The organism is Burkholderia sp. PvR073, from assembly GCF_054055695.1.
On the sequence record NZ_JBSRXO010000005.1, the window covers coordinates 283,097 to 303,769 of the forward strand.

The window sequence follows — 20,673 nt, forward strand, 5'->3', positions numbered from 1 at the left end:
TCGCACTTCTTTCAACATGTCCCGACGCATCATTCCCCTCGCCGACGTCAGCGGGATGCCGGATATTTCCGGCGTCGCGCATACCCCCGACGGCGCCCTGGCCGACACGTTCGCCAGGCCGCTGCGCGACTTGCGCATCTCGGTGACGGACCGCTGCAACTTCCGCTGCGTGTACTGCATGCCGCGAGACGTGTTCGACAAGAACTACCCGTTCCTGCCCCACAGTGCCCTGCTCACGCACGAAGAGATCGAGCGTGTGGCGCGGCTGTTCGTCGCCCACGGCGTCGAAAAGATCCGGATCACGGGCGGCGAGCCGCTGCTGCGCAAGAACCTCGAATTCCTGATCGAGCGTCTCGCGCGCCTGACGACTCATGAAGGCCGCCCGCTCGACCTGACGCTGACCACCAACGGCTCGCTGCTCGCGCGCAAGGCGCGCGCGCTGAAGGACGCCGGGCTCACGCGCGTGACGGTCAGTCTCGACGCGCTCGACGACACGCTGTTCAAGCGCATGAACGACGCCGACTTCGCGAGCGCCGACGTGCTCGACGGCATCTTCGCCGCGCAGGCCGCGGGCCTCGCGCCCGTCAAGGTCAACATGGTCGTGAAGCGCGGCACCAACGACAGCGAGATCCTGCCGATGGCCGAGCGCTTCCGCGGCACCGGCGTGATCCTGCGCTTCATCGAATACATGGACGTCGGCACGTCGAACGGCTGGAACATGACCGAGGTGCTGCCGTCCGCGGACGTCGTCGCGCGGATCGCCGAGCGGTTCCCGCTCGTGCCGCTCGACGCGCACACGGCGGCGGAAACCGCGCAGCGCTGGGGCTATGCGGACGGCGGCGGCGAGATCGGCGTGATCTCGAGCGTCACACAGGCATTCTGCGGCGACTGCACGCGCGCCCGGTTGTCGACCGAAGGCAAGCTGTACCTGTGCCTGTTCGCATCGACGGGCCATGACCTGCGCGCACTGGTGCGCGGCGGCGCCAGCGACGCCGAGATCGCGACCGCGATCGCCCGGATCTGGCAGGCCCGCACCGACCGCTATTCGCAGCTGCGCGGCAGCGCGGCCGCCGACGCCGCGCCCGACGGCGCCGGCAAGCGCGTCGAAATGTCGTACATCGGCGGCTGACGCGCGCCGCCCCAGCCGACTTCCCGCGATGTCCGCTTCCACCTCGCCCTCCATCGCCGGCCTGCTGCTCGCAGGCGGCCGTGCCACGCGCATGGCCGGTGCGGACAAGGGCTTGCAGCTGCTCGACGGTACGCCGCTCGCACTGCACGTGCTGCGCCGGCTCTCGCCGCAGGTCGACGAGACGCTGATCAGCGCGAATCGCAACGCCGATCGCTACGCCGAGCTCGGTGGGCCTTTCGACGCGCGCATCGTGGCGGACGAAACACCCGATTTCCCCGGCCCGCTCGCGGGCCTGCTCGCCGGCATGCGGGCGGCGCGCGCACCGCTCGTCGCGTGCGCGCCGTGCGATACGCCCTATTTGCCGGCCGACCTCGTCGCGCGGCTGCACGCGGCGCTCGACGCGCAGCAGGCCGACATCGCGATGGCCGTGACCGTCGACGCGCAGCACGCGCGTTCGCCGCAGCCGACCCTTGCGCTGCTGCGCACGTCGCTTGCGGACGATCTCGCCGCCGGACTCGCGGCCGGCGAGCGGAAGGTCCGTGCGTGGTACGCACGCCACAAGACGGTCGAAGTCGAGTTTCGCGACGAGCGTGCGTTTTACAATGCCAACTCCTGGCATGAACTCGCCGCGCTTGCCCGCCGCTGACGGCACCGGCATCCGTTCCCGCCCGCCGCATGCGCCTTCGCGCTCAGGCGCCCTCCGCGCGCCACCGGCCACGAACCCGATACGCCTTGCGGCGCCGTCCGACTGATGATCACGCAATCCTCGCCCGCCTCCCGAACCGCACCCGATTCCGCTGCCCCGCTGTCGCTCGCCGACGCGCAGGCGCTCGCGTGCCGGTTCGCGGTGCCGGTCGACGCGTGCGACACGGTGTCGCTGCATGACGCACTCGACCGCGTGCTCGCGGTCGACGTGAACGCGCCGTTCGACATTCCCGCGTACGACAACTCGGCGATGGACGGCTACGCGTTCGACGGCAGCGCTGGCGCGCTGGCAGCGGCCGCCGATATCACGCTGACGGTCGCCGGTACGGCGTTCGCCGGCCATCCCTTCGACGGATCCGTGACGGCCGGCGCGTGCGTTCGCATCATGACCGGTGCACCGATGCCGGCCGGGTGCGACACGGTCATTCCGCAGGAACGCGTGCGCGTCGACGGCGATGTGATCCGCTTCGCCGCACACGACGTCGCATGCGGCGCAAACTGCCGCCGGGCCGGCGAGGATCTCGCACGCGGCGCCTGCGCGCTCGCCGCCGGCCGCATCCTGCGCCCGTCCGATCTCGGCCTGCTCGCCTCGTTCGGATTGCGCGAAGTCACGGTGCGCCGCCGCGTGCGCGTCGCCGTGTTCTCGACCGGCGACGAACTGCGCGAACCGGGCGAGCTGCTCGGCAGCGGCTCGCTGTACGACAGCAATCGCGCGATGCTGGTCGCGATGCTCGAAAGGCTGCACATCGACGCGCTCGATCTCGGGATCGTCCGCGACGATCCGGCCGCGCTCGAACGCGCGCTGCGCGATGCCGCCGACGCACGGGCCGACGCGGTGATCACCTCGGGCGGCGTATCGGCCGGCGAAGCCGATTTCACGCGCGACGTGATGGCACGGCTCGGCGACGTGACCTTCGCAAGCCTCGCGCTGCGGCCCGGCCGGCCGCTCGCATGCGGCACGCTCGCGGGCGCCGGCGACGGCGCCGGCCACGTGCTGTTCTTCGGGCTGCCCGGCAACCCGGTCGCATCCGCCGTGACGTTCTACGCGATCGTGCGCCCCGCGCTGCTGACGCTGGCCGGCGCGCACACGCCGCCGCCGGCGACGTACACGGCGCTCAGCACACTGGCGTTAAAAAAGCGTCCGGGCCGCACCGAATACCTGCGCGCCGTGGCGACGCGTGCCGCCGACGGCCAGTGGCACGTCGCGCCGGCCGGTTCGCAGAGTTCCGCATCGTTGAGCGGTCTCGCGGCCGCCAACTGTTTCATCGTCCTGGGCCACGATTCCGCGGCAGTCGACGCGGGCGCCCCGGTCGACATCCTGCCGCTCGACGGCCTGATCTGAATTCCAATCGATATATCTCTACGGGGGCAATCCGCACATGAAGAAACAAATCTCGTCGATCGCCGCGGGGCAGACCGCAAAGGCGCTGATCCTCGTCTACCTGACGTTCAGCGTGCCGATCGTGCTGCTCGGCATCCTGGTCGCGTACATCCGCTACGGGATGGTGGAGCTGAGCACGATCCTGAGCGCGCTGCTGCTGAACGCGATCCTCGGTTTCGTGCTGCTGTGGATCGCCTGCCACGCCTACAACTGGGTCGCCTCGCGCTTCGGCGGCATCGAGATCGTGCTGTCCGATCCGCCGGAGGAAGCGTGAGCGGCACGCCGCTGATCCGCGCGGCTGAAACGCGCGACGTCGGCGCGATCCTCGCGCTGATGCGCGAGCTGGCCGAGTTCGAGAAACTCACGCACCTGTTCGTCGCGAGCGACGCCGATCTGGCCGACGCACTGTTCGGTGCGCGCCCCGCCGCCGAAGCGCTCGTAGCCGAGCGCGACGGCGCGATCGTCGCGTATGCACTGTTCTTCCACAACTATTCGACGTTCCTCGGCCGTCGCGGGCTGTATCTCGAGGATCTGTACGTGCAGCCGTCGCAGCGCGGCACGGGTCTCGGCACCGCGATGCTGCAGCACCTCGCGGCACTCGCCGTCGAACGCCGCTGCGCGCGCTTCGAATGGTCGGTGCTCGACTGGAACCAGCCGGCGATCGATTTCTACGAGAAAATGGGTGCGAGCGTGCTGCCGGAGTGGCGCATCGTGCGCGTAACCGGCGACGCACTGGACGCGCTCGCCGCACGCTGAACGCGGGTCGGCCATGCCGGTCACCGCTGCAAAAAAACGGGCGCCGTGGCGCCCGTTTTCCGTTTCAGCCGGTTGCGGCCGCACACGTCATGCGTCATGCCTCGTCCGCATCGGCGCCGTCTGCGCCGTCCGCGACTTCCGCGCCCAGCAGCCCGGCCGCCGTATCGCCCGGTAACGCCTCGACCTGCTTCAGCTTGCGGTTCATCACGCGCGTGCGCTGCTCGGCCGCCTCGATCGAGCGCGTGACCGTTTCGAGCTGCGCCTTCGTGCGCGCAAGCACATCGCCGAACTTGCCGAACTCGGTCTTCACCGCGCCGAGCACCTGCCACACTTCGCTCGAGCGCTGCTCGATCGCGAGCGTGCGAAAGCCCATCTGCAAGCTGTTCAGCAATGCGGTCAGCGTGGTCGGCCCGGCCACCGTCACGCGATAGTCGCGCTGCAGCAGGTCGGTCAGCCCCGGGCGGCGCAGGATCTCCGCAAAGAGCCCCTCGGTCGGCAGGAACAGCAGCGCGAAATCGGTCGTATGCGGCGGTGCGACGTACTTCTCGGCGATCGTCCTCGCCTCCATCCGCACGCGCGCCTCGAGCGCACGGGCCGCTTCCTCGACCGCCACCGAATCGGCACGTTCCTGCGCATCGATCAGCCGCTCGTAGTCCTCGCGCGGAAACTTCGCGTCGATCGGCAGCCACACCGGCGGCGCGTCGCCCGTACCGGCGGCGCGGCCCGGCAGCCGGATCGCGAACTCGACGCGCTCGCTGCTCTTCGGCACCGTCGCGACGTTCTTCGCGTACTGATCGGGCGTGAGCATCTGCTCGAGCAAAGCCTCGAGCTGCACCTCGCCCCAGGTGCCGCGTGTCTTCACGTTGGTCAGCACCTTCTTCAGGTCGCCGACGCCGGCCGCGAGCGTCTGCATCTCGCCGAGCCCGCGGTGCACCTGCTCGAGCCGGTCCGATACGAGCTTGAACGATTCGCCGAGCCGCTGTTCGAGCGTCGCATGCAGCTTCTCGTCGACGGTGCGGCGCATCTCCTCGAGCTTCGCCGCGTTGTTGGTCTCGATTTCCTTCAGCCGCTGCTCGAGCGTCGCGCGCACTTCGCCGATCCGGCGATCGTTGGCCTCGGTCAGTTGCGTGAGCTGCCGGTTCAGCGTGTCGCCGAACAGCCGCAGCGCGACCGTCTGCTCTTCGCGCGCCTGCTGCGCCTGGCGCTGCACGCTTTCGCGCATCGCGTCGAACTGCTGCGCGTTACCGGCGACGAGCTTGCCGAGCTGTTGCGCGAAACCATCGATCTGATTGTTCTGCACGGTCGCGATGCTCGTCAGCTGGGTCGCGAGCGTCTGCTGAAGCTGCGAGAAACTGCCGGCCAGCTCGGTGCGCGAACCGCGCGCGTTCTCGACGATCTCGCCGCGCAGCTCGCGTTCGAGCCGTTCGACCGCGAGCGCCTGCGCGTGCGCGGCGTCCTCGATCTGGTCGCCGAGCACGGCCGCATCGTCGTGGCGGCCGCCACCGCGCACGAGCGCGACGATCGCCACCGCGAGCGCGACGGCCAGCACGACGACCGCCGCCAGCAACAACATCGTCGTCATGCGCGCGGCTTCCCGATCACGTCAGGGTTGATCGGATTCGGCGGCTGCCCCGCACGCGGCCCAACGCCCAGTGCGGCGATCAGGTTGTCGGCCGCGAGGTTCGCCATCGCGCGGCGCGTCTTCTCGGTCGCGCTCGCGATGTGCGGCGTCAGCACGACGTTCGGCACCTCGAGCAGCGCCGGATGGACGCTCGGCTCGCCTTCGTACACGTCGAGGCCGGCCGCGGCGATCGTCCTGTCACGCAGCGCGGCAGCCAGTGCCGCGTCGTCGACGATGCCGCCGCGCGCGATGTTGGTCAGCGTCGCGGTCGGCTTCATCTTCGCGAGCTCGGCCGCGCCGATCGTATGATGGTTCTCCTTCGTGTACGGCAGCACGAGCACGACGTGATCGGCGCGCGCCAGCAGCGCGTCCTTCGCCACGTATTCGGCGTTCAGCTCGGCCTCGATCTCGGGTGCGACCCGCGACCGGTTGTGATAGATCACCTGCATCCCGAAGCCGCGCGCGCGGCGTGCGAGTGCCTGGCCGATGCGCCCCATGCCGATGACGCCGAGCGTCGAGCCGTAAATGTCGCTGCCGAGGAAACCGTCGTACGCCCACTTCTGCCAGTGCCCGGCGCGCAGCCAGTGCTCGGATTCGGCGATCCGGCGCGCGGCCGCCATCATCAACGCCCAGCCGAAATCCGCGGTGGACTCGTTCAGCACGTCCGGCGTGTTGGTGCCGAGCACGTTCGCCGCGTTGAACGCGGCCATGTCGAAGTTGTTGTAGCCGACCGCCATGTTCGACACGACGCGCAGGCGCGGCGCCGCCGCAAGCGCGGCCGCGCCGACCGGGTCGCCCGCCGTCAGCGCGCCATCCTTGTCGGCGAGACGCGCGGCAAGCGCATCGGGGGCGAGCGCGTCGCCGTTGTTCCAGTCGACTTCGAAATACTGCTCGAGCCGTTCGATCACGTCCGGAAAGATCGGACGTGCGACCAGGATCTTCTGCATCGCCATCTCCGCATGCCGCGGCCGGAACGCGGCGCATCGTGCGCCGTCGGAACCGTCCGCGCTTGGTTGAAAATCGTCAGCCTACGCCGGGAAGAAGAGCCACGACGTCAGCAGGAATACCGGTACCAGTATCACGAGCGCCCAGCCGAGATACGCGAAGAAGCTCGGCATCCTCACGCCGCGCGACTCCGCGATCGCCTTCACCATGAAGTTCGGCGCATTGCCGATGTAGCTGTTCGCGCCCATGAACACCGCCCCCGCGGAAATCGCGGCGAGCGTCGTCGCGCCCGTCGTCATCAGCGCTTGCGCGTCGCCGCCCGCGAGGTTGAAGAACACGAGATAGGTCGGCGCGTTGTCGAGGAACGACGACAGCAGGCCGGTCGCCCAGAAGTACATCGCGTCGATCGGCTTGCCGTCGGGGCCCGTGACGAGATGGACGATCTGCGCGAACGCGCCCTGCGCACCCGCGCGCAGGATCACGATCACCGGCGCGATCGTCACGAAGATCCCGGCGAACAGCTTCGCGACCTCCTCGATCGGCGCCCAGTTGAATGCGTTGCCTTCACGCGCCGAGCGCGGCGTCAGCGCGAGCGACGCGAGCGCAACAACGATGAGCGCGACGTCGCGCACGAGATTCTGCAGCGCGACGTGCGTGCCCCACACGTCGAACGTGATGCCCGGCTTCCAGATGCCGCTCATCAGCACGAGGCCGATCACGGCCGCGAGCAGCACGAAGTTGACCTTGCCGTCGATCGACAGCGCGGCGCCGTCGGGCGTCGGATCGAGCGCGGCCGGCCGCTCCTCGCCGCCCTTCCGGTAGAAGTACGTATCGAGCACGAAGAACAGCGTCAGCAGCACCGCGCAGATGAACAGCATCGGCAGCGCGAGATGCGTGGTCGTCCAGAAGAAGCTCACGCCGTTCAGGAAGCCGAGGAACAGCGGCGGATCGCCGAGCGGCGACAGCGAACCGCCCGCATTCGCGACGAGAAAGATGAAGAAGATCACGACGTGCACGACATGCTTGCGGTTGTCGTTCGCGCGCAGCAGCGGGCGGATCAGCAGCATCGCGGCGCCGGTCGTGCCCATTACGCTCGCGAGCAGCGTGCCAAGCGCGAGGATCGCGGTGTTCAGTTTCGGCGTGCCGTGCAGGTTGCCGTTGACGCAAATGCCGCCCGCGACCGTATAGAGCGCGGTCAGCAGCACGATGAACGGGATGTATTCCTCGAGCAGCGCGTGCACGAGCGTACCGAACGCCGTGCCCGCGCCGAATGCGACCGCGAACGGCGCCAGGAACGCGATCGCCCACGCCGCGGCGATCTTGCCGAAATGGTGATGCCAGAACACCGGGGCGACGAGCGGGAACACCGCGATGGACAGCAGGATCCCGGCGAACGGGATACCCCAGAGTGCGGACAGCGTGGCACCGTCGAGCGTGGCGGCCGATGCGAGCGCGGGAACGGCGCCAAGCGCGGCTCCCGACGCCATGCCCGCCCAGGCGGCATGTCGTTTCATGCAGAACTTCCTTGTGCGAGTGAGTCGAGTGAGGATGAAGCCGGCGCGCGTGTCATGCGCCGCGCACGACGATCGCGTGAACGCGGTACGGGCCGTGTGCGCCCAGCACGATGGTCTGCTCGATATCGCCCGTGCGCGACGGGCCCGATACGAAATTGACCGCGCGCGGCAACTCGCCGCGCTCCGCGCGAATCAGCGCGAAGGCGTCTTCATGGCCCGCGACGATCCGCGACGCCGGCACGATCGCGATGTGCGTCTCCGGCAGCAGCCCGGCCGATGCATAGGTGTCGGGGCCGGACAGCAGCACCAGCGAACCCGTTTCGGCGGTTGCGCAGAAGCAGCCGGTCAGGCCGACGAGATCGCCGTCGCGCGGCTTGCGGCATTCGACCGACAGGCCCGCGCCGGCCCAGTCGAGCTCGGCGAGCGTGCGCCATGCGACGGCCTGCATCGGCAGGCCGTGAGCGGAAAGATAGCGGGCGGCGGCGGCGGGCGCATCGGCGAGCGTCGCGACTTCGTCGACCGTCGTCGACAGGCGCGCCGCTTCATCGACGAATGCGGCGACGAGGTCGGCCGGCATCGGCGGGCGCGGCCCCTCGGGATGGCGAGCGAGATAGTCGGCGACGCCGTCGCGCTCCGCTGCATCGGGTTCGGGCGCGCGTCCTTGCGCCGCGCGAATGCGTGCGAGGATCTGGCGACGGGCAGCGGAAGTGTCCATGAACGGTCCTCGTGACGTGGGCGTGCGATACCGTCGGATTATACCGGCCGCCCTCGCCGCGACGCACCTGGCCGGACGGCCGAAGCCTACTGCGATGCGTCGTCGTCGGCCGGCTGCGCGATGCCGAACACCTGGCGCAGGTACGCGAGATACGCGCGGTCGTCGCACATGCTCTTGCCCGGCGAATCCGACAGCTTCGCGACCGGCTGTCCGTTGCAGCGGACCATCTTGATCACGATCTGCAGCGGCACGTAGCCGAGATCGTTCGTGAGGTTGGTGCCGACGCCGAACGCGAGCTTGCAGCGGTTGCGGAACCGTTCGTACAGCTGCATGACCTTCGGGATGTCGAGCGCATCCGAGAACACGAGCACCTTGGTGCGCGGGTCGCAGCGGTTCGCCTCGTAGTGGCGCAGCATGCGCTCGCCCCACTCGAACGGATCGCCCGAATCGTGGCGCGCGCCGTCGAACAGCTTGCAGAAGTACATGTCGAAGTCGTTCAGGAACGCATCCATCCCGTAGACGTCCGACAGCGCGATCCCGAGGTCGCCGCGATACTCTTTCGCCCACATCTCGAAACCGTAAGTCTGCGAATCGCGCAGCCGCGGGCCGAGCGCCTGGCATGCTTGCAGGTATTCGTGCGCCATCGTGCCGAGCGGCGTCAGGTCGTGCTTCATCGCGTAGAACACGTTGCTCGTGCCCGCGAACTGCGGCCCGAGCCCGTCGCGCAGCGTCAGCGCGACCTCCTCGTGCCACACCTTCGAGAAGCGTCGGCGCGTGCCGTAGTCGGCGATCTTGCAGTCGGCGAACTCGGGCTTCGCGCCGAGCAGCTTGATCTTCTCGCGCAGCCGCTCGCGGCCTTCGCGATAGTCGGGCTCGCGCTGCGTGTTGCGGAAATAGACTTCATTGACGATCGCGAGCACCGGGATCTCGAACAGGATCGTGTGCAGCCACGGCCCCTCGATCACGATGTCGATCTCGCCGTTGCCCTTCGGCGAAGGCGTGATCGAGATGTACTTCTCGTTCAGGTGGAACAACGCGAGGAAGTCGACGAAATCGCTCTTGATGAAGCGCATCCGCCGCAGGTAGTCGAGTTCGACGTCGGTGAAGCGCAGCGAACACAGGCCGCGCACCTCGTCGCGGATCTCGTCGATGTACGGGACGAGATCGACGCCGGGCGTGCGGCACCGGAACCGGTACTCGACGTTTGCGGCGGGAAAGTGATGCAGGACGACCTGCATCATCGTGAACTTGTAGAGATCCGTGTCGAGCAGCGAAGTGATGATCATGATTGCGGCACCGCCAATATCGAGACAGGGTCCGGCACACCGCGCGCCGCCCGGTCTGTGGGCCATGTTACCCGAATGCGGGCCGGACCATCGCGAAAGCGCCCCTGCCCGCTCCGGCCGGGCCGCTACCGCCACGCGCGCGGCATCCCCCGTCGGCCCCATAAACTAATCACGAAACGATATAAGCCGGAAAGCCGACCACGCCATGCGGGTTTTGCGCTTCAGTTACAATGCCGCTTTTGGCGCAAACGCCACCCCATATATACCGCCAAGCAGGAGCGTTTTAATGACTCACGTTGTGACCGAAGGCTGCATCAAGTGCAAATACACGGACTGCGTGGATGTGTGCCCGGTGGATTGCTTCCGTGAAGGTCCCAACTTTCTCGCCATCGATCCGGACGAGTGCATCGACTGCGCCGTGTGCGTCGCCGAGTGCCCGACCAATGCGATCTATGCCGAAGAAGACGTTCCGGGCGACCAGCAGCAGTTCACCGAGCTGAACGCCGAACTGGCGAAGAACTGGCCGTCGATCACGAAGACCAAGCCGGCACCGGCCGACGCGGACGAGTGGAAGGACGTGCAGGAAAAGCTGCACCTGCTCGAGCGCTGATCGCGCAGCGGCGCCGCGCAATATTTTTTGCGCACCGCCGCTCAAAGGTATTGACAGGTTAGCCACCGCTCCATACAATCTCGTTTCTCTGCTGTTGTTGTTTGTTCCCCGATAGCTCAGTCGGTAGAGCGCCGGACTGTTAATCCGTAGGTCCCTGGTTCGAGCCCAGGTCGGGGAGCCAAAAAAGCAAAGGCCCGTTGAATGTGCGCGGGTTTTTTGTTGGAAACAAACCAAGCAGATGTACCGATTTATTCCCCGATAGCTCAGTCGGTAGAGCGCCGGACTGTTAATCCGTAGGTCCCTGGTTCGAGCCCAGGTCGGGGAGCCAGACAGCGAAAGGCCCGTCATTCGACGGGCCTTTTGTTTTTCCGGCGCCCGCCGGTCACCGCCGCGCATGCTAGAGTCTTTGTCCCGCAATCGCATCCGGTTCCGTCGATGAAGCACCGCCTCCTTTCCGCCTTGCCGTTCGCCCTGCTGCTCTCCGCCTTTGCCGCCGCGCCGCTCGCGCACGCGGAGGAAGTCGGCAGCGTCAACACCCATTTCCGCGTGACGGGCTCCGACCGCGTGGTCGTCGAAGCGTACGACGATCCGCTCGTGGCGGGCGTCACCTGCTACGTGTCGCGGGCGCGCACCGGCGGGATCAAGGGCACGCTCGGCGTCGCGGAGGATCCGAGCGAAGCATCGATCGCGTGCCGGCAAGTCGGCCCGCTCAGCTTCAAGGAGCCGCTCAAGCAGCAGACCGACGTGTTCAGCGAGCGGATGTCGTTCATCTTCAAGACGCTGCATGTCGTGCGAGTCGTCGACAAGAAGCGCAACACGCTCGTCTACCTGACCTACAGCGATCGCATCGTCAGCGGCAGCCCCAAGAACGCCGTGACTGCAGTGCCGATGCCAGCGGGCACGACGATTCCGGTCAAGTAAGCCCGCGCCTGTCGGGTGTGCGAGCGCTACACTACCCATTCGACCGCTCCGCGCCCGACCATGTCCGCCACCCGCCTTCCCGACGCCGCACGCTACTGGCGCACGCCGCTGCTGCCGGATGCGGATCTGCTCACGGCCACCTATCGCAACCACGCGTTCGCGCCGCACTGGCACGACGCATACACGATTCCCGTGATCCTCGAGGGTGCGGAGCGCTACACCTGTCGCGGCAGCGGCCATGTCGCCGAAACCGGCACCGTGCCCGTGATCAATCCCGGAGAAGTGCACACGGGCTCGCGCGCGACCGACGAAGGCTGGTGCTATCGCGTGAGCTACGTGCCGGTCGACTACATTCGCGCACTCGCCAGCACGATCGCCGGTCGGCCGCAGGATGCGCCGTGGTTCCCGTCCGACGTGATTCGCGACCCCGATCTCGCGGCGCGGCTCGCGCTGGCCCACCGGATGATGGAGGCTGGGAGCGAACGCATACCGTCCGCCGCCCACCCGAGCGACCAGCCGGCCGATGACGTTCTGACGGCCGGCGCGCCGACAGCCGGTGCGCCGCGCATTTACGATCCGCTCGCCGCCGAAACGGCAATGCTCGATGCGCTGTCGACATTGATCGCGCGCCATGCCGACGCGCGGCTGCAGCCCGCGGTGCTCGCAGCCGACGAGCCGCGCGTCGAGGTGATGCGCGAACGGCTCGCCGCCGATCTCACGTGCCCGGTCACGCTCGACGACGTCGCGCAGGCCGCCGGCCTGTCGCCGTTTCACGCAGCACGGCTGTTCACCCGCACGACCGGGATGCCGCCGCATGCGTGGCGCAACCAGTTGCGGCTGCAGCGTGCGCTCGCGCCGTTGCGCGCGGGCGTGTCGATTGCCGATGTCGCCGCGGCCAGCGGCTTCGTCGACCAGAGTCACTTCACGCGACATTTCAAACGGATGTTCGGCGTACCGCCCGGCCGCTGGCAGGCGCGCTGACGCGCCCGCCCCGCCCTGCATCGACCACCCGCGGCAACCGGCACGCGGATTGCGCCGCCAGCACCCGCGGGCGCAAGAACATACAAGCCGTCAAGGCATCGGCCCGCTATCCTCGGTGTCATGGAGAAGCGTCCCTTGAATCCCCCATCCACGCCGTCGCCCCCGCCTCGCCGTCCGTTCAACGAATGGCTCGACGGCGCGCGCGACACGATCCCGATGATGATCGGCGCGGCGCCGTTCGGCGTGATCTTCGGCACGCTCGTCGGCGGCGGGCCGCTGGCCGCATGGCACGGCGCGCTGATGTCGCTCGCGGTGTTCGCGGGCTCCGCGCAGTTCATCGCGCTCGGCCTGATCGCCGGCAGCGCGAGCTTCGTCGTCGTGCTCGCGACGACGCTGATCGTGAACCTGCGTCACCTGCTGTACAGCGCGACGCTCGCGCCGTACGTTGCGCACCTGCCGCTGCGCTGGCGCGCGACGCTCGGCGCGCTGCTGACCGACGAGGTGTTCGCGGTCGCCTACGCACACTACCGGCACTTCCCGCCCGGTGCGATCGGCCCCCACTACTTCTTCGGTTCGGGCCTCGCGATGTACCTGAACTGGCAGGTCTGGACGCTTGCGGGCATCGGCTTCGGCGCGGCCTTCCCGGGCCTCCAGTCGCTCGGCCTCGATTTCGCGATGGCGGCGACCTTCATCGCGATCGTCGTCCCCCAGCTCGGCAAGCTGCGCTATTTCGCGGCCGCCGCGACGGCCGGCACGCTCGCCTACTTCTGGCAGGGCTGGCCGTACAAGCTCGGGTTACTGGGCGCGGTCGCCGCCGGCGTCGTCGTCGGTGTCGCGCTCACGGTGAGGCACGAGCGCTCGCGCACCGGTTCACGCACGGAGGCCGCATCGTGAGCTACGCGCTGCTGATCCTCGGAATGGCCGCGATCACCTATGCGATCCGGACGACGCTGTTCCTGTTCGGCGAGCGGCTGACCTTCCCGCCGCTCGTGCGGACCGCGCTCGGCTTCGTGCCCGTCACCGTGCTGACCGCGATCATCGTGCCGATGACCGTCTCTCCGCACGGCGGCACGGCGGAGCTGACCTGGCGCAACCCACAGCTCGTCGGCGCGCTCGCCGCGGTGCTTGTGTCGGCGACGACGCGCCGGCCGCTCGTGACGATCGCGGTCGGGCTCGCGGTGTTCTTCTTCTGGCAAGGGATCGTGATGCCGCACTGGCTGCCGGCCTGAGCGGACGTCGCCGGCCGCGCTCAAGTTTCCGTCCGGCGTGCCGATATAGGGAATGAAGACCCGCCACAGCCTCGGCGCGAACGGTCCGTCGACGCTGCGCCCGTACCGGTGCACGGCGCCGGGCGCCAGCACGCGCGGGCCGCCATCGAGACGATTCATGGGCCAGATCACCCTTTCCCTCAAGGACGACACGCTTGCGTCCTTGCGCAAGGACTACGACGCGTTCGTACGCGTATCGCTGAAACTCGACCCGCAGTTCGCGACGCCGTCGTTCGAGGATTTCCTGCGCGCCAAGCTGCTCGACAACATGGTGCCGCTGACCGAGCATGCCGTGCAGCGGATGCTCGAAGGCGGCCAGTACGCGTGGGCGAAGCGCACGCTCGACAAGGAATTCCCGGACGTCGTCGCGATCCTGATGCGGCAGGCCGGCGAATTCGGCTTCGGCTTCGCGTCGCGCGCCGAATGGACACCCGACGAGCTCGCGAAGGCGTGCCGCGACTGGGCCAAGGCGATCGTCGCCGAAGCGCAGGGCGACGCGTCGCTGGTCGATCCGCTCGCGGCGCAGATCAAGAGCGCGGTGCACGATATCCAGGCGCTCGAGGAAATGATGCAGACGCCCGCGTGGCGGCTCGCGGAATCGCTGCGCCAACGCATCTACGAGGCCAAGCTCGCGTGCGAGATGAGTGTCGGCAGCGCCGCGCGCGACAAGCTGGGCGAATTGCGCGGCCTGCTGCGGCTCGGGCTCGCGCACGGTTCGTTCCAGAAACAGGAAGCGCAGCAGATCATGGAATACCTGCGGCTCCTGAAGCCCGAGATCTTCATCGAGGAACCGTACGACGTATTCGCGCGGCTTGCCGCGTGGCTGCGCAGCGTGTTCGCGCCGTCCGCCACGCGACCGGCGCACGGACCGGGGCAGGAACAGCGCCGGCCATGACGGGCCGCCCCCACGAATGAAGAACGGCCCGGTTCGCGCGAAGCGAACCGGGCCGCCGTTCGATCGCCGTCACGACGCGCCGTCCGGGGCGAGCGTCGTGCGACGGTCGGGCGCCGCTTACTGCGTGGCGCCCGACGCCGATGCACCGCCCTGCACACCCATCGACGCACCGCCTTCGACCGCCTCGTCGCCTACCTTCGACTTCGTCGAGCGGGCCTGGTGCTTGGCCGACTTCGTCGCATGCTTCGCGTGCTTCTTGGCCGAATGGACCGACGACGCCGCCGTATCCTGCGCGCCGTCGGCTGCCGCACCGACCGCATCCGTCGCGCCACCGACCGCATTACCCGACGCATTCATGCCGGCGCCACCCTGCATACCCGCGCCGGCGCCTGCCCCTGCTGCCGGGGCCTGCGTCTGCACGCCGGCGCCTGCGGCACCCTGTGCCGCGACGCCCGTCTGCGCAAATGCGGCCGAAGTTGCGAACGCCGTCAGCGCGGCACCGATCAGCATCGTACGAATCTTGGACATGTCCATCCTCCTCAAGAGTTGTGGCGCGGAGCACATCGATACGCTCCGTCGCGTCCCCTGCCGCAACACGCAGCAGGTACGACAAAAGACCCGCGAGCCGCACGCCCGGTTCTCGAATCTCTCAGACTGTTACCCACCGTTTCATTTGCTGACGAATCGCTCACAGTCCTTAACAACTGCACGCGAACCCCGTGCGAACCTGCGCGAACGCCCGCGCTCGCGCGCCGGGCCGCGGTGCCGTATGATGCGGGGCGATTCCTCCCGCGCATCGCGCGCTTCCTTCGTCATGCCCAATCTGGATTTCACGCTGACCGGCGAATACGTCGAACTGCACAACCTTCTCAAGATCACCGGTCTCGCGGACAGCGGCGGCACCGCGAAGATGTTCGTCGCGTCCGGCGCGGTGAAAGTCGACGGCGTGGTCGAGCTGCGCAAGACCTGCAAGATCCGCGCGGGCCAGGTGGTGCTGTTCGGCGATACGCGGATCGCGGTTCACGACGCATAGCGGTTCCCCTGACCGTGACATGGCCATCGGCGCGCGCGTTCGACAGCGTTCGAATAAAGCCGTAAGCTAGCCGTCTCTCAAAATAAATACAGACAGCGCGGGCCCGCACCCGCGCGAGCGCCCATTCCATGTCGCATTCCGGTCTTACGCGGACGGCCGCCGCGCCGCCGTCCCTGTCCAGTCATGCCGCCGATACCGCGCGCCTCGCCGCGCCGCTCGCAATCGCGCAGCTCTCGCAGATGGCGATGAGCGTCACCGACACGGTGCTGCTCGGCTCGCTCGGCCCCGATTCGCTCGCGGCGGGCGGCCTCGGCGCGAACTACTTCTTCGTCATCGTGACCGTGCTGCAGGGCGTGCTGTCGTCGGTCAGCGTGAGCGTCGCGCATGCGCGCGGCGCGCAGGCGGAACACCGCGTGCCGCACATCTACTGGACCGGCTTCGTGCTGTCGTTGCTGCTCGCGATTCCGGCGATCGTCGCGCTGTCGCTGTCCGAACCGATCCTGCTGATGTTCCACGAGCCGCCGACGCTCGCGCATCACGTCGGCGAATACACCGGCATCCTGCGGTTCGCAGCGCTCGGCAGCCTGATCGGCGTCGGGCTGATGCGCGCCTTTCTCCCCGCGATCGGCGCCGCGCGGCGGCTGCTGTGGGTCTCGATCGGCGGCGTCGGGGTCAACGCCGTGCTGAATTACGGGCTGATCCACGGCGCATTCGGCTTGCCGAAGCTCGGCTTCCTCGGCTCCGCGGTCGCGACGACCATCACGATCTGGCTGACCGCGCTCGCGCTGATCTGGCTGCTGCACGGCCGCGAGCGGTTCCGCCATTTCGTGACCGCCGCCCGCCCGAAACTGCCCGTGATGGGCGAGCTGATCGGCATCGGCTGGCCGGTGGCGATCACGTACGGGGTCGAATCGACGCTGTTTCTCGCCACGGGCCTGACCGTCGGCGTGCTCGGCGCGACGTCGCTCGCCGCGCACCAGATCGCGCTGAATGTCGCATCGCTGGCGTTCATGGTGCCGCTCGCGATCGGCCAGGCCGCGAACGTACGGGTCGGTTACTGGGTCGGTGCCGGCGAGCCGGTCGCCGCACGGCACGCGGGCTTCGTCGCGCTTGGCCTCGGCGTCGCATTCATGTCGCTGTCGGGGTTCGTGCTGATCGTCGCGCCGCATGCGATCGTCGGCCTGTACCTGCACCTCGACGACCCGGCCAACGCGGCGACCGTGTCGCTTGCCGCGTCGCTGCTGGGCATCGCTGCGGTGTTCCAGATCGTGGACGGGATGCAGACCGTCGCGTCGGGCGCGCTGCGCGGGCTGCGGGATACGCGCATCCCGATGCTCGCGGCAACCCTCGGCTACTGGGGCGTCGGCTTCCCGACCGGTTACTGGCTGGCGTTCCACGCGGGCCTCGGCGCACGCGGCCTGTGGTGGGGGCTCGCGGCCGGCCTCGCCAGTGTCGCCGTGCTGATGGCCTGCCGGTTTCACATGAAGACCGCGTCGCTCATCGCGTCGGCGCGCTGAGCGCGACACGGCACGACACGACGCAAATTCGCGGCCGGCGCTATGCTTGTCGGCTGAAGACCCAAGACGCCGCGCCAGCGGCGCGCCTGCCTCACGATACGCCCGACGCCGCGCGACGCGCGGCCTTTCCCCTTCCCAGGAGGAGTGCATCATGAACGAAGCAGTTCGGATGGAACGCGACACATTCGGCGAGATCGCCGTGCCGGCCGACCGGCTCTGGGGCGCGCAGACCGAGCGCTCGCTGCAGAATTTCCGGATCTCGACGGAGAAGCAGTCGCCCGAGCTGATCCACGCGCTCGCGATCGTCAAGCGCGCCGCGGCCGCCGTGAACCAGTCGCTCGGCGTGCTGGCCGACGACAAGGCGCGCGCGATCATCGACGCGGCCGACGAGATCATCGCGGGCAAGCATCCGCGTGAATTCCCGCTCGCCGTGTGGCAGACCGGCTCCGGCACGCAGACCAACATGAACCTCAACGAGGTGATCGCGAACCGGGCGAGCGAGCTGCTCGGCGGCGAGCGCGGCGAAGCGCGCAAGGTCCACCCGAACGACGACGTGAACCGCGGCCAGTCGTCGAACGACGTGTTCCCCACCGCGATGCACATCGCGGCCGCATATGCGATCGTCAACCACCTGCTGCCCGCGCTGCGCACGCTGCGCACGACGCTCGACGCGAAGTCGAAGGCCTTCGCCGACATCGTGAAGATCGGCCGCACGCACCTGCAGGACGCGACGCCGCTCACGCTCGGGCAGGAATTTTCCGGCTATGTCGCGCAACTCGACCAGGGCGTCCGGCACGTCGAGTCGGCGCTGCCGCATCTGTACGAGCTCGCGCTCGGCGGCACCGCGGTCGGCACCGGGCTGAACGCGCATCCGGAGTTCGCGGTGCGCGTCGCCGACGAGATCGGCCGGCTGACGAAGCTCCCGTTCGTGACCGCGCCGAGCAAATTCGAAGTGATGGCCGCCGCCGACGCGCTGGTGTTCGCGCACGGCGCGCTGAAGACGGTCGCGGCCGGCCTGATGAAGATTGCCAACGACGTCCGCTGGCTCGCGAGCGGGCCGCGCTGCGGCCTCGGCGAACTGTCGATTCCGGAAAACGAGCCGGGCAGCTCGATCATGCCGGGCAAGGTGAATCCGACGCAGTCGGAAGCCGTGACGATGCTGTGCTGCCAGGTGTTCGGCAACGATGTCGCCGTGAACGTCGGCGGCGCCAGCGGCAACTTCGAGCTGAACGTGTTCCGGCCGATGATCGCGCACAACGTGCTGCAGTCGGTGCGGCTGCTCGCCGACGGCGCGCAAAGCTTCAACGACCACTGCGCGGCGGGCATCGAGCCGAACCGCGCGCGCATCGACCTGCTGCTGAACGAATCGCTGATGCTCGTGACGGCGCTCAATCCGCACATCGGCTACGACAAGGCCGCGCAGATCGCGAAGAAGGCGCACAAGGAAGGCACGACGCTGAAGGCTGCCGCGCTCGCGCTCGGCTACCTGACCGAAGCGGAATTCGATGCGTGGGTGCGACCCGAAGAGATGATCGGATCGCGGTAATCGCGGGTCTGACGCGATGACCGGACGGGCGCGGCGCGAACGCTGCGCCCGTTGCCGTCAGACGGTGCCCTTCGCCACTTCCTCGGGCTTCATCTCGACGATCTTGTCGAGCGCGGCGCGCACGTCGGCCGCATATTTCGCGAGCACCTTCTGCTCGTCGGTCTCGGGCACGAACGGCGGCACCGGCACCGGGTTGCCGTTCTCGTCGACCGCGACGAACACGACGAGACAGTCGGTCGTCTGACGCAGCACGCCACCCTTCGGATCGCCGGCATGCACGGACACATGGATGTGCATGCTGGTGCGGCCCGTCGCGACGACGCGCGCCTTCAGCTCGACCAGGTTGCCGACGAGGATTGGACGCTGGAAGCGGATGTTGCCGACGCTGACCGTCACGCAATAGCGGCTCGACCAGACTGCCGCGCATGCATACGCGACCTCGTCGATCCACTTCATCAGCGCGCCGCCGTGCACCTTGCCGCCAAAGTTCACGGACGACGGCTCGGCGAGGAAGCGGAATACGGTTTCGGTGCGGTCCAGGGCGGCCGGCACGGGGGACTGTGGGGACATCGTGGTAACTCCAGGCGGCGGGGGTACTGCTATCGGCGCATTATACGTTGCACCGCGGCAACCCGTGGCCGGGGGCGCCGCGCGGCCGCGACCGCACGCCCACCCGTGCGGTGACCCGATATCGGGCCCGGAAAACGGCGCCCGTCAGCGGCGCACCGTGATTCCCTGATCGATCGTCCCGTACATCTCGAGGCTGCCGCCCCGCTCGCCGGCGGCGCCCGCGCCGCCCTGCGCACAGGCCGCGCATACTAGCGCGGCCGCCAACAGGCAGAAAATCGTCTTCATCGTTGCATCGTGTCGCATCCGGCGGCCCACTGCCGCCGCGTGCGGCCATTCTACGCGTGTGCGGCCGGCGACCGCGGTCGCACGCGCCCCGCCGCATCCGACGTTTCATCCGAACGCGAAACATCGAATGTGCGCAGCACCTACACTGCAGTCATTCCGCCTGACGAGACACGACGATGACCGATCAAGACGACCACCACTTTCCGGGCCTGAGCCGGATCGGCGCACTGATCGCCGATCCGGGACGCGCCGCGATGCTATGGGTGCTGATGGACGGCAGCGCGCGGCCGGCCGGCGAACTGACGATGATCGCGGGGCTGTCGCCGTCCGCGGCGAGCGCGCACCTCGCGCGCCTGACCGAAGGCGGCCTGCTCGCGCTCGACGTGCGCGGCCGGCACCGCTACTACCGACTCGCGTCGGCCGACATCGCGGCGTCGCTCGAAGCGCTCGCGAACGTGGCCCGGGCGGCCGCGCCGAACCGTCCGGTGCCGCCGCCGGCGCGCACGGTGCCGGCCGAGCTGCGCTACGCGCGCACCTGCTACGACCACATGGCCGGCGAGCTCGCGGTCCGCATCTTCGACGGCCTCACCGCGCGCGGCTGGCTGCACGCGGACGGCGATGCGATCGAGACCACCGAGCTCGGCACGCAAGCACTCGCGCGCTGGGGCATCGACGTCGCCCAGCAGCGCACGCGCCGGCGCCGCTTCGCATGCGGCTGCCTCGACTGGAGCGAGCGGCGCGCGCATCTCGGCGGCGCGCTGGGCGCGGCACTGCTCGACAGCTTCTGCGCGCACGGCTGGATCGAACGCACGGCGCGGCCGCGCGTGCTGCGGGTCACCGTGCCCGGACGGCAGGTTTTCGACGACTGGCTTACGTCCGCTTGACACGCGCATTGCGACCGGACGACAACGGCGCGCGATGGACAGGTTTTGTTACATCGCGTGCCATTCGACTTACAAAACACCGCGCACTGAAACAGGTCGAGCGGATATCGT

The 20,673-nt window shown here is 68.5% G+C and carries 23 protein-coding genes and 2 tRNA genes; 17 read left to right on the forward strand and 8 right to left on the reverse strand.

From position 1 onward, the window contains the following. Positions 1–16 precede the first annotated feature (16 nt). From moaA to ACVK00_RS18000, 5 genes are all read left to right on the forward strand, one after another. Positions 17–1,129, forward strand: a complete 1,113-nt coding sequence (gene moaA, locus ACVK00_RS17980; RefSeq protein ID WP_284900709.1) for a GTP 3',8-cyclase MoaA — start codon at positions 17–19, stop codon at positions 1,127–1,129. A 28-nt stretch (positions 1,130–1,157) separates the two neighbouring features. Then, on the forward strand, positions 1,158–1,775 hold the full coding sequence (mobA, locus tag ACVK00_RS17985) for a molybdenum cofactor guanylyltransferase MobA (RefSeq protein WP_284900707.1): 618 nt from the start codon (positions 1,158–1,160) through the stop codon (positions 1,773–1,775). 105 nt (positions 1,776–1,880) lie between these two features. After that, positions 1,881–3,176, forward strand: a complete 1,296-nt coding sequence (gene moeA, locus ACVK00_RS17990; RefSeq protein WP_284900705.1) for a molybdopterin molybdotransferase MoeA — start codon at positions 1,881–1,883, stop codon at positions 3,174–3,176. Between the two features lie 37 nt (positions 3,177–3,213). Then, positions 3,214–3,489 (forward strand): hypothetical protein, encoded by a 276-nt coding sequence (locus ACVK00_RS17995; protein WP_006476519.1) that lies wholly within the window; start codon positions 3,214–3,216, stop codon positions 3,487–3,489. Further along, entirely contained in the window at positions 3,486–3,971 is a 486-nt protein-coding gene (locus ACVK00_RS18000; protein ID WP_284900691.1) for a GNAT family N-acetyltransferase, read from the forward strand. Before ACVK00_RS17995 ends, ACVK00_RS18000 begins: the two co-directional genes overlap by 4 nt. 94 nt (positions 3,972–4,065) lie before the next feature. Here the strand turns inward: ACVK00_RS18000 and rmuC are convergent, their stop codons facing one another. The 5 genes from rmuC to pncB form a co-directional block, all read right to left on the reverse strand. Beyond that, positions 4,066–5,553, reverse strand: coding sequence for a DNA recombination protein RmuC (gene rmuC, locus ACVK00_RS18005; RefSeq protein WP_166725220.1), 1,488 nt, complete (start codon positions 5,551–5,553; stop codon positions 4,066–4,068). Then, entirely contained in the window at positions 5,550–6,539 is a 990-nt protein-coding gene (locus ACVK00_RS18010) for a 2-hydroxyacid dehydrogenase (RefSeq protein ID WP_228907149.1), read from the reverse strand. Before ACVK00_RS18010 ends, rmuC begins: the two co-directional genes overlap by 4 nt. An 81-nt stretch (positions 6,540–6,620) precedes the next feature. Then, on the reverse strand, positions 6,621–8,051 hold the full coding sequence (locus tag ACVK00_RS18015; protein WP_105833436.1) for a sodium:proton antiporter: 1,431 nt from the start codon (positions 8,049–8,051) through the stop codon (positions 6,621–6,623). 52 nt (positions 8,052–8,103) lie between these two features. Next, entirely contained in the window at positions 8,104–8,766 is a 663-nt protein-coding gene (locus tag ACVK00_RS18020) for a LutC/YkgG family protein (RefSeq protein ID WP_059523763.1), read from the reverse strand. A gap of 86 nt (positions 8,767–8,852) precedes the next feature. Beyond that, on the reverse strand, positions 8,853–10,052 hold the full coding sequence (gene pncB / locus ACVK00_RS18025) for a nicotinate phosphoribosyltransferase (protein WP_006753066.1): 1,200 nt from the start codon (positions 10,050–10,052) through the stop codon (positions 8,853–8,855). A gap of 286 nt (positions 10,053–10,338) precedes the next feature. On the opposite strand from pncB, the gene fdxA reads away from it, so the two are divergent. From fdxA to ACVK00_RS18065, 8 genes are all read left to right on the forward strand, one after another. After that, entirely contained in the window at positions 10,339–10,662 is a 324-nt protein-coding gene (gene fdxA, locus ACVK00_RS18030) for a ferredoxin FdxA (protein ID WP_006753067.1), read from the forward strand. 105 nt (positions 10,663–10,767) lie between these two features. Continuing rightward, a tRNA-Asn gene (locus ACVK00_RS18035) sits at positions 10,768–10,843 on the forward strand. Positions 10,844–10,914: 71 nt separating this feature from the next. Next, positions 10,915–10,990, forward strand: a tRNA-Asn gene (locus ACVK00_RS18040). A 107-nt stretch (positions 10,991–11,097) separates the two neighbouring features. Beyond that, positions 11,098–11,583, forward strand: coding sequence for a CreA family protein (locus ACVK00_RS18045; protein WP_006753068.1), 486 nt, complete (start codon positions 11,098–11,100; stop codon positions 11,581–11,583). Positions 11,584–11,643: 60 nt separating this feature from the next. Further along, entirely contained in the window at positions 11,644–12,564 is a 921-nt protein-coding gene (locus tag ACVK00_RS18050; protein ID WP_284900687.1) for an AraC family transcriptional regulator, read from the forward strand. 120 nt (positions 12,565–12,684) lie between these two features. Continuing rightward, positions 12,685–13,458, forward strand: coding sequence for an AzlC family ABC transporter permease (locus tag ACVK00_RS18055; protein ID WP_228907146.1), 774 nt, complete (start codon positions 12,685–12,687; stop codon positions 13,456–13,458). Then, positions 13,455–13,793, forward strand: coding sequence for an AzlD domain-containing protein (locus ACVK00_RS18060; RefSeq protein WP_012363382.1), 339 nt, complete (start codon positions 13,455–13,457; stop codon positions 13,791–13,793). The genes ACVK00_RS18055 and ACVK00_RS18060 overlap by 4 nt, the downstream gene beginning before the upstream one ends. A gap of 157 nt (positions 13,794–13,950) precedes the next feature. Further along, entirely contained in the window at positions 13,951–14,727 is a 777-nt protein-coding gene (locus ACVK00_RS18065) for a DUF4088 family protein (RefSeq protein WP_228907609.1), read from the forward strand. 117 nt (positions 14,728–14,844) lie between these two features. On the opposite strand, the gene ACVK00_RS18070 is transcribed toward ACVK00_RS18065, so the two are convergent. Continuing rightward, a complete protein-coding gene (locus tag ACVK00_RS18070) occupies positions 14,845–15,255 on the reverse strand; it encodes a hypothetical protein (protein WP_166725227.1) in 411 nt (136 codons plus the stop codon). A gap of 286 nt (positions 15,256–15,541) precedes the next feature. Here ACVK00_RS18070 and ACVK00_RS18075 point away from each other — a divergent pair, with 286 nt between their 5' ends. The 3 genes from ACVK00_RS18075 to fumC all read left to right on the forward strand — a co-directional run bounded on the left by ACVK00_RS18075 (position 15,542) and on the right by fumC (position 18,823). Then, positions 15,542–15,760 (forward strand): RNA-binding S4 domain-containing protein, encoded by a 219-nt coding sequence (locus tag ACVK00_RS18075; RefSeq protein ID WP_006753074.1) that lies wholly within the window; start codon positions 15,542–15,544, stop codon positions 15,758–15,760. A gap of 128 nt (positions 15,761–15,888) precedes the next feature. Next, positions 15,889–17,277: a multidrug efflux MATE transporter NorM gene (gene norM / locus ACVK00_RS18080; protein WP_284900682.1), complete on the forward strand. Its 1,389-nt coding sequence runs from the start codon at positions 15,889–15,891 to the stop codon at positions 17,275–17,277. Positions 17,278–17,428: 151 nt separating this feature from the next. Then, the gene (gene fumC / locus ACVK00_RS18085) at positions 17,429–18,823 is read left to right on the forward strand and encodes a class II fumarate hydratase (RefSeq protein ID WP_175701829.1); all 1,395 of its coding nucleotides are present in this window, start codon (positions 17,429–17,431) and stop codon (positions 18,821–18,823) included. A 57-nt stretch (positions 18,824–18,880) separates the two neighbouring features. Here fumC and ACVK00_RS18090 read toward each other — a convergent pair whose 3' ends face one another. Continuing rightward, the gene (locus tag ACVK00_RS18090; RefSeq protein ID WP_006753077.1) at positions 18,881–19,393 is read right to left on the reverse strand and encodes an acyl-CoA thioesterase; all 513 of its coding nucleotides are present in this window, start codon (positions 19,391–19,393) and stop codon (positions 18,881–18,883) included. 144 nt (positions 19,394–19,537) lie between these two features. Next, positions 19,538–19,678: a hypothetical protein gene (locus ACVK00_RS18095; protein ID WP_006753078.1), complete on the reverse strand. Its 141-nt coding sequence runs from the start codon at positions 19,676–19,678 to the stop codon at positions 19,538–19,540. Positions 19,679–19,854: 176 nt separating this feature from the next. Between ACVK00_RS18095 and ACVK00_RS18100 the strand changes: the two genes are divergently transcribed. After that, a complete protein-coding gene (locus tag ACVK00_RS18100) occupies positions 19,855–20,562 on the forward strand; it encodes an ArsR/SmtB family transcription factor (protein ID WP_228907143.1) in 708 nt (235 codons plus the stop codon). Positions 20,563–20,673: the final 111 nt, after the last annotated feature.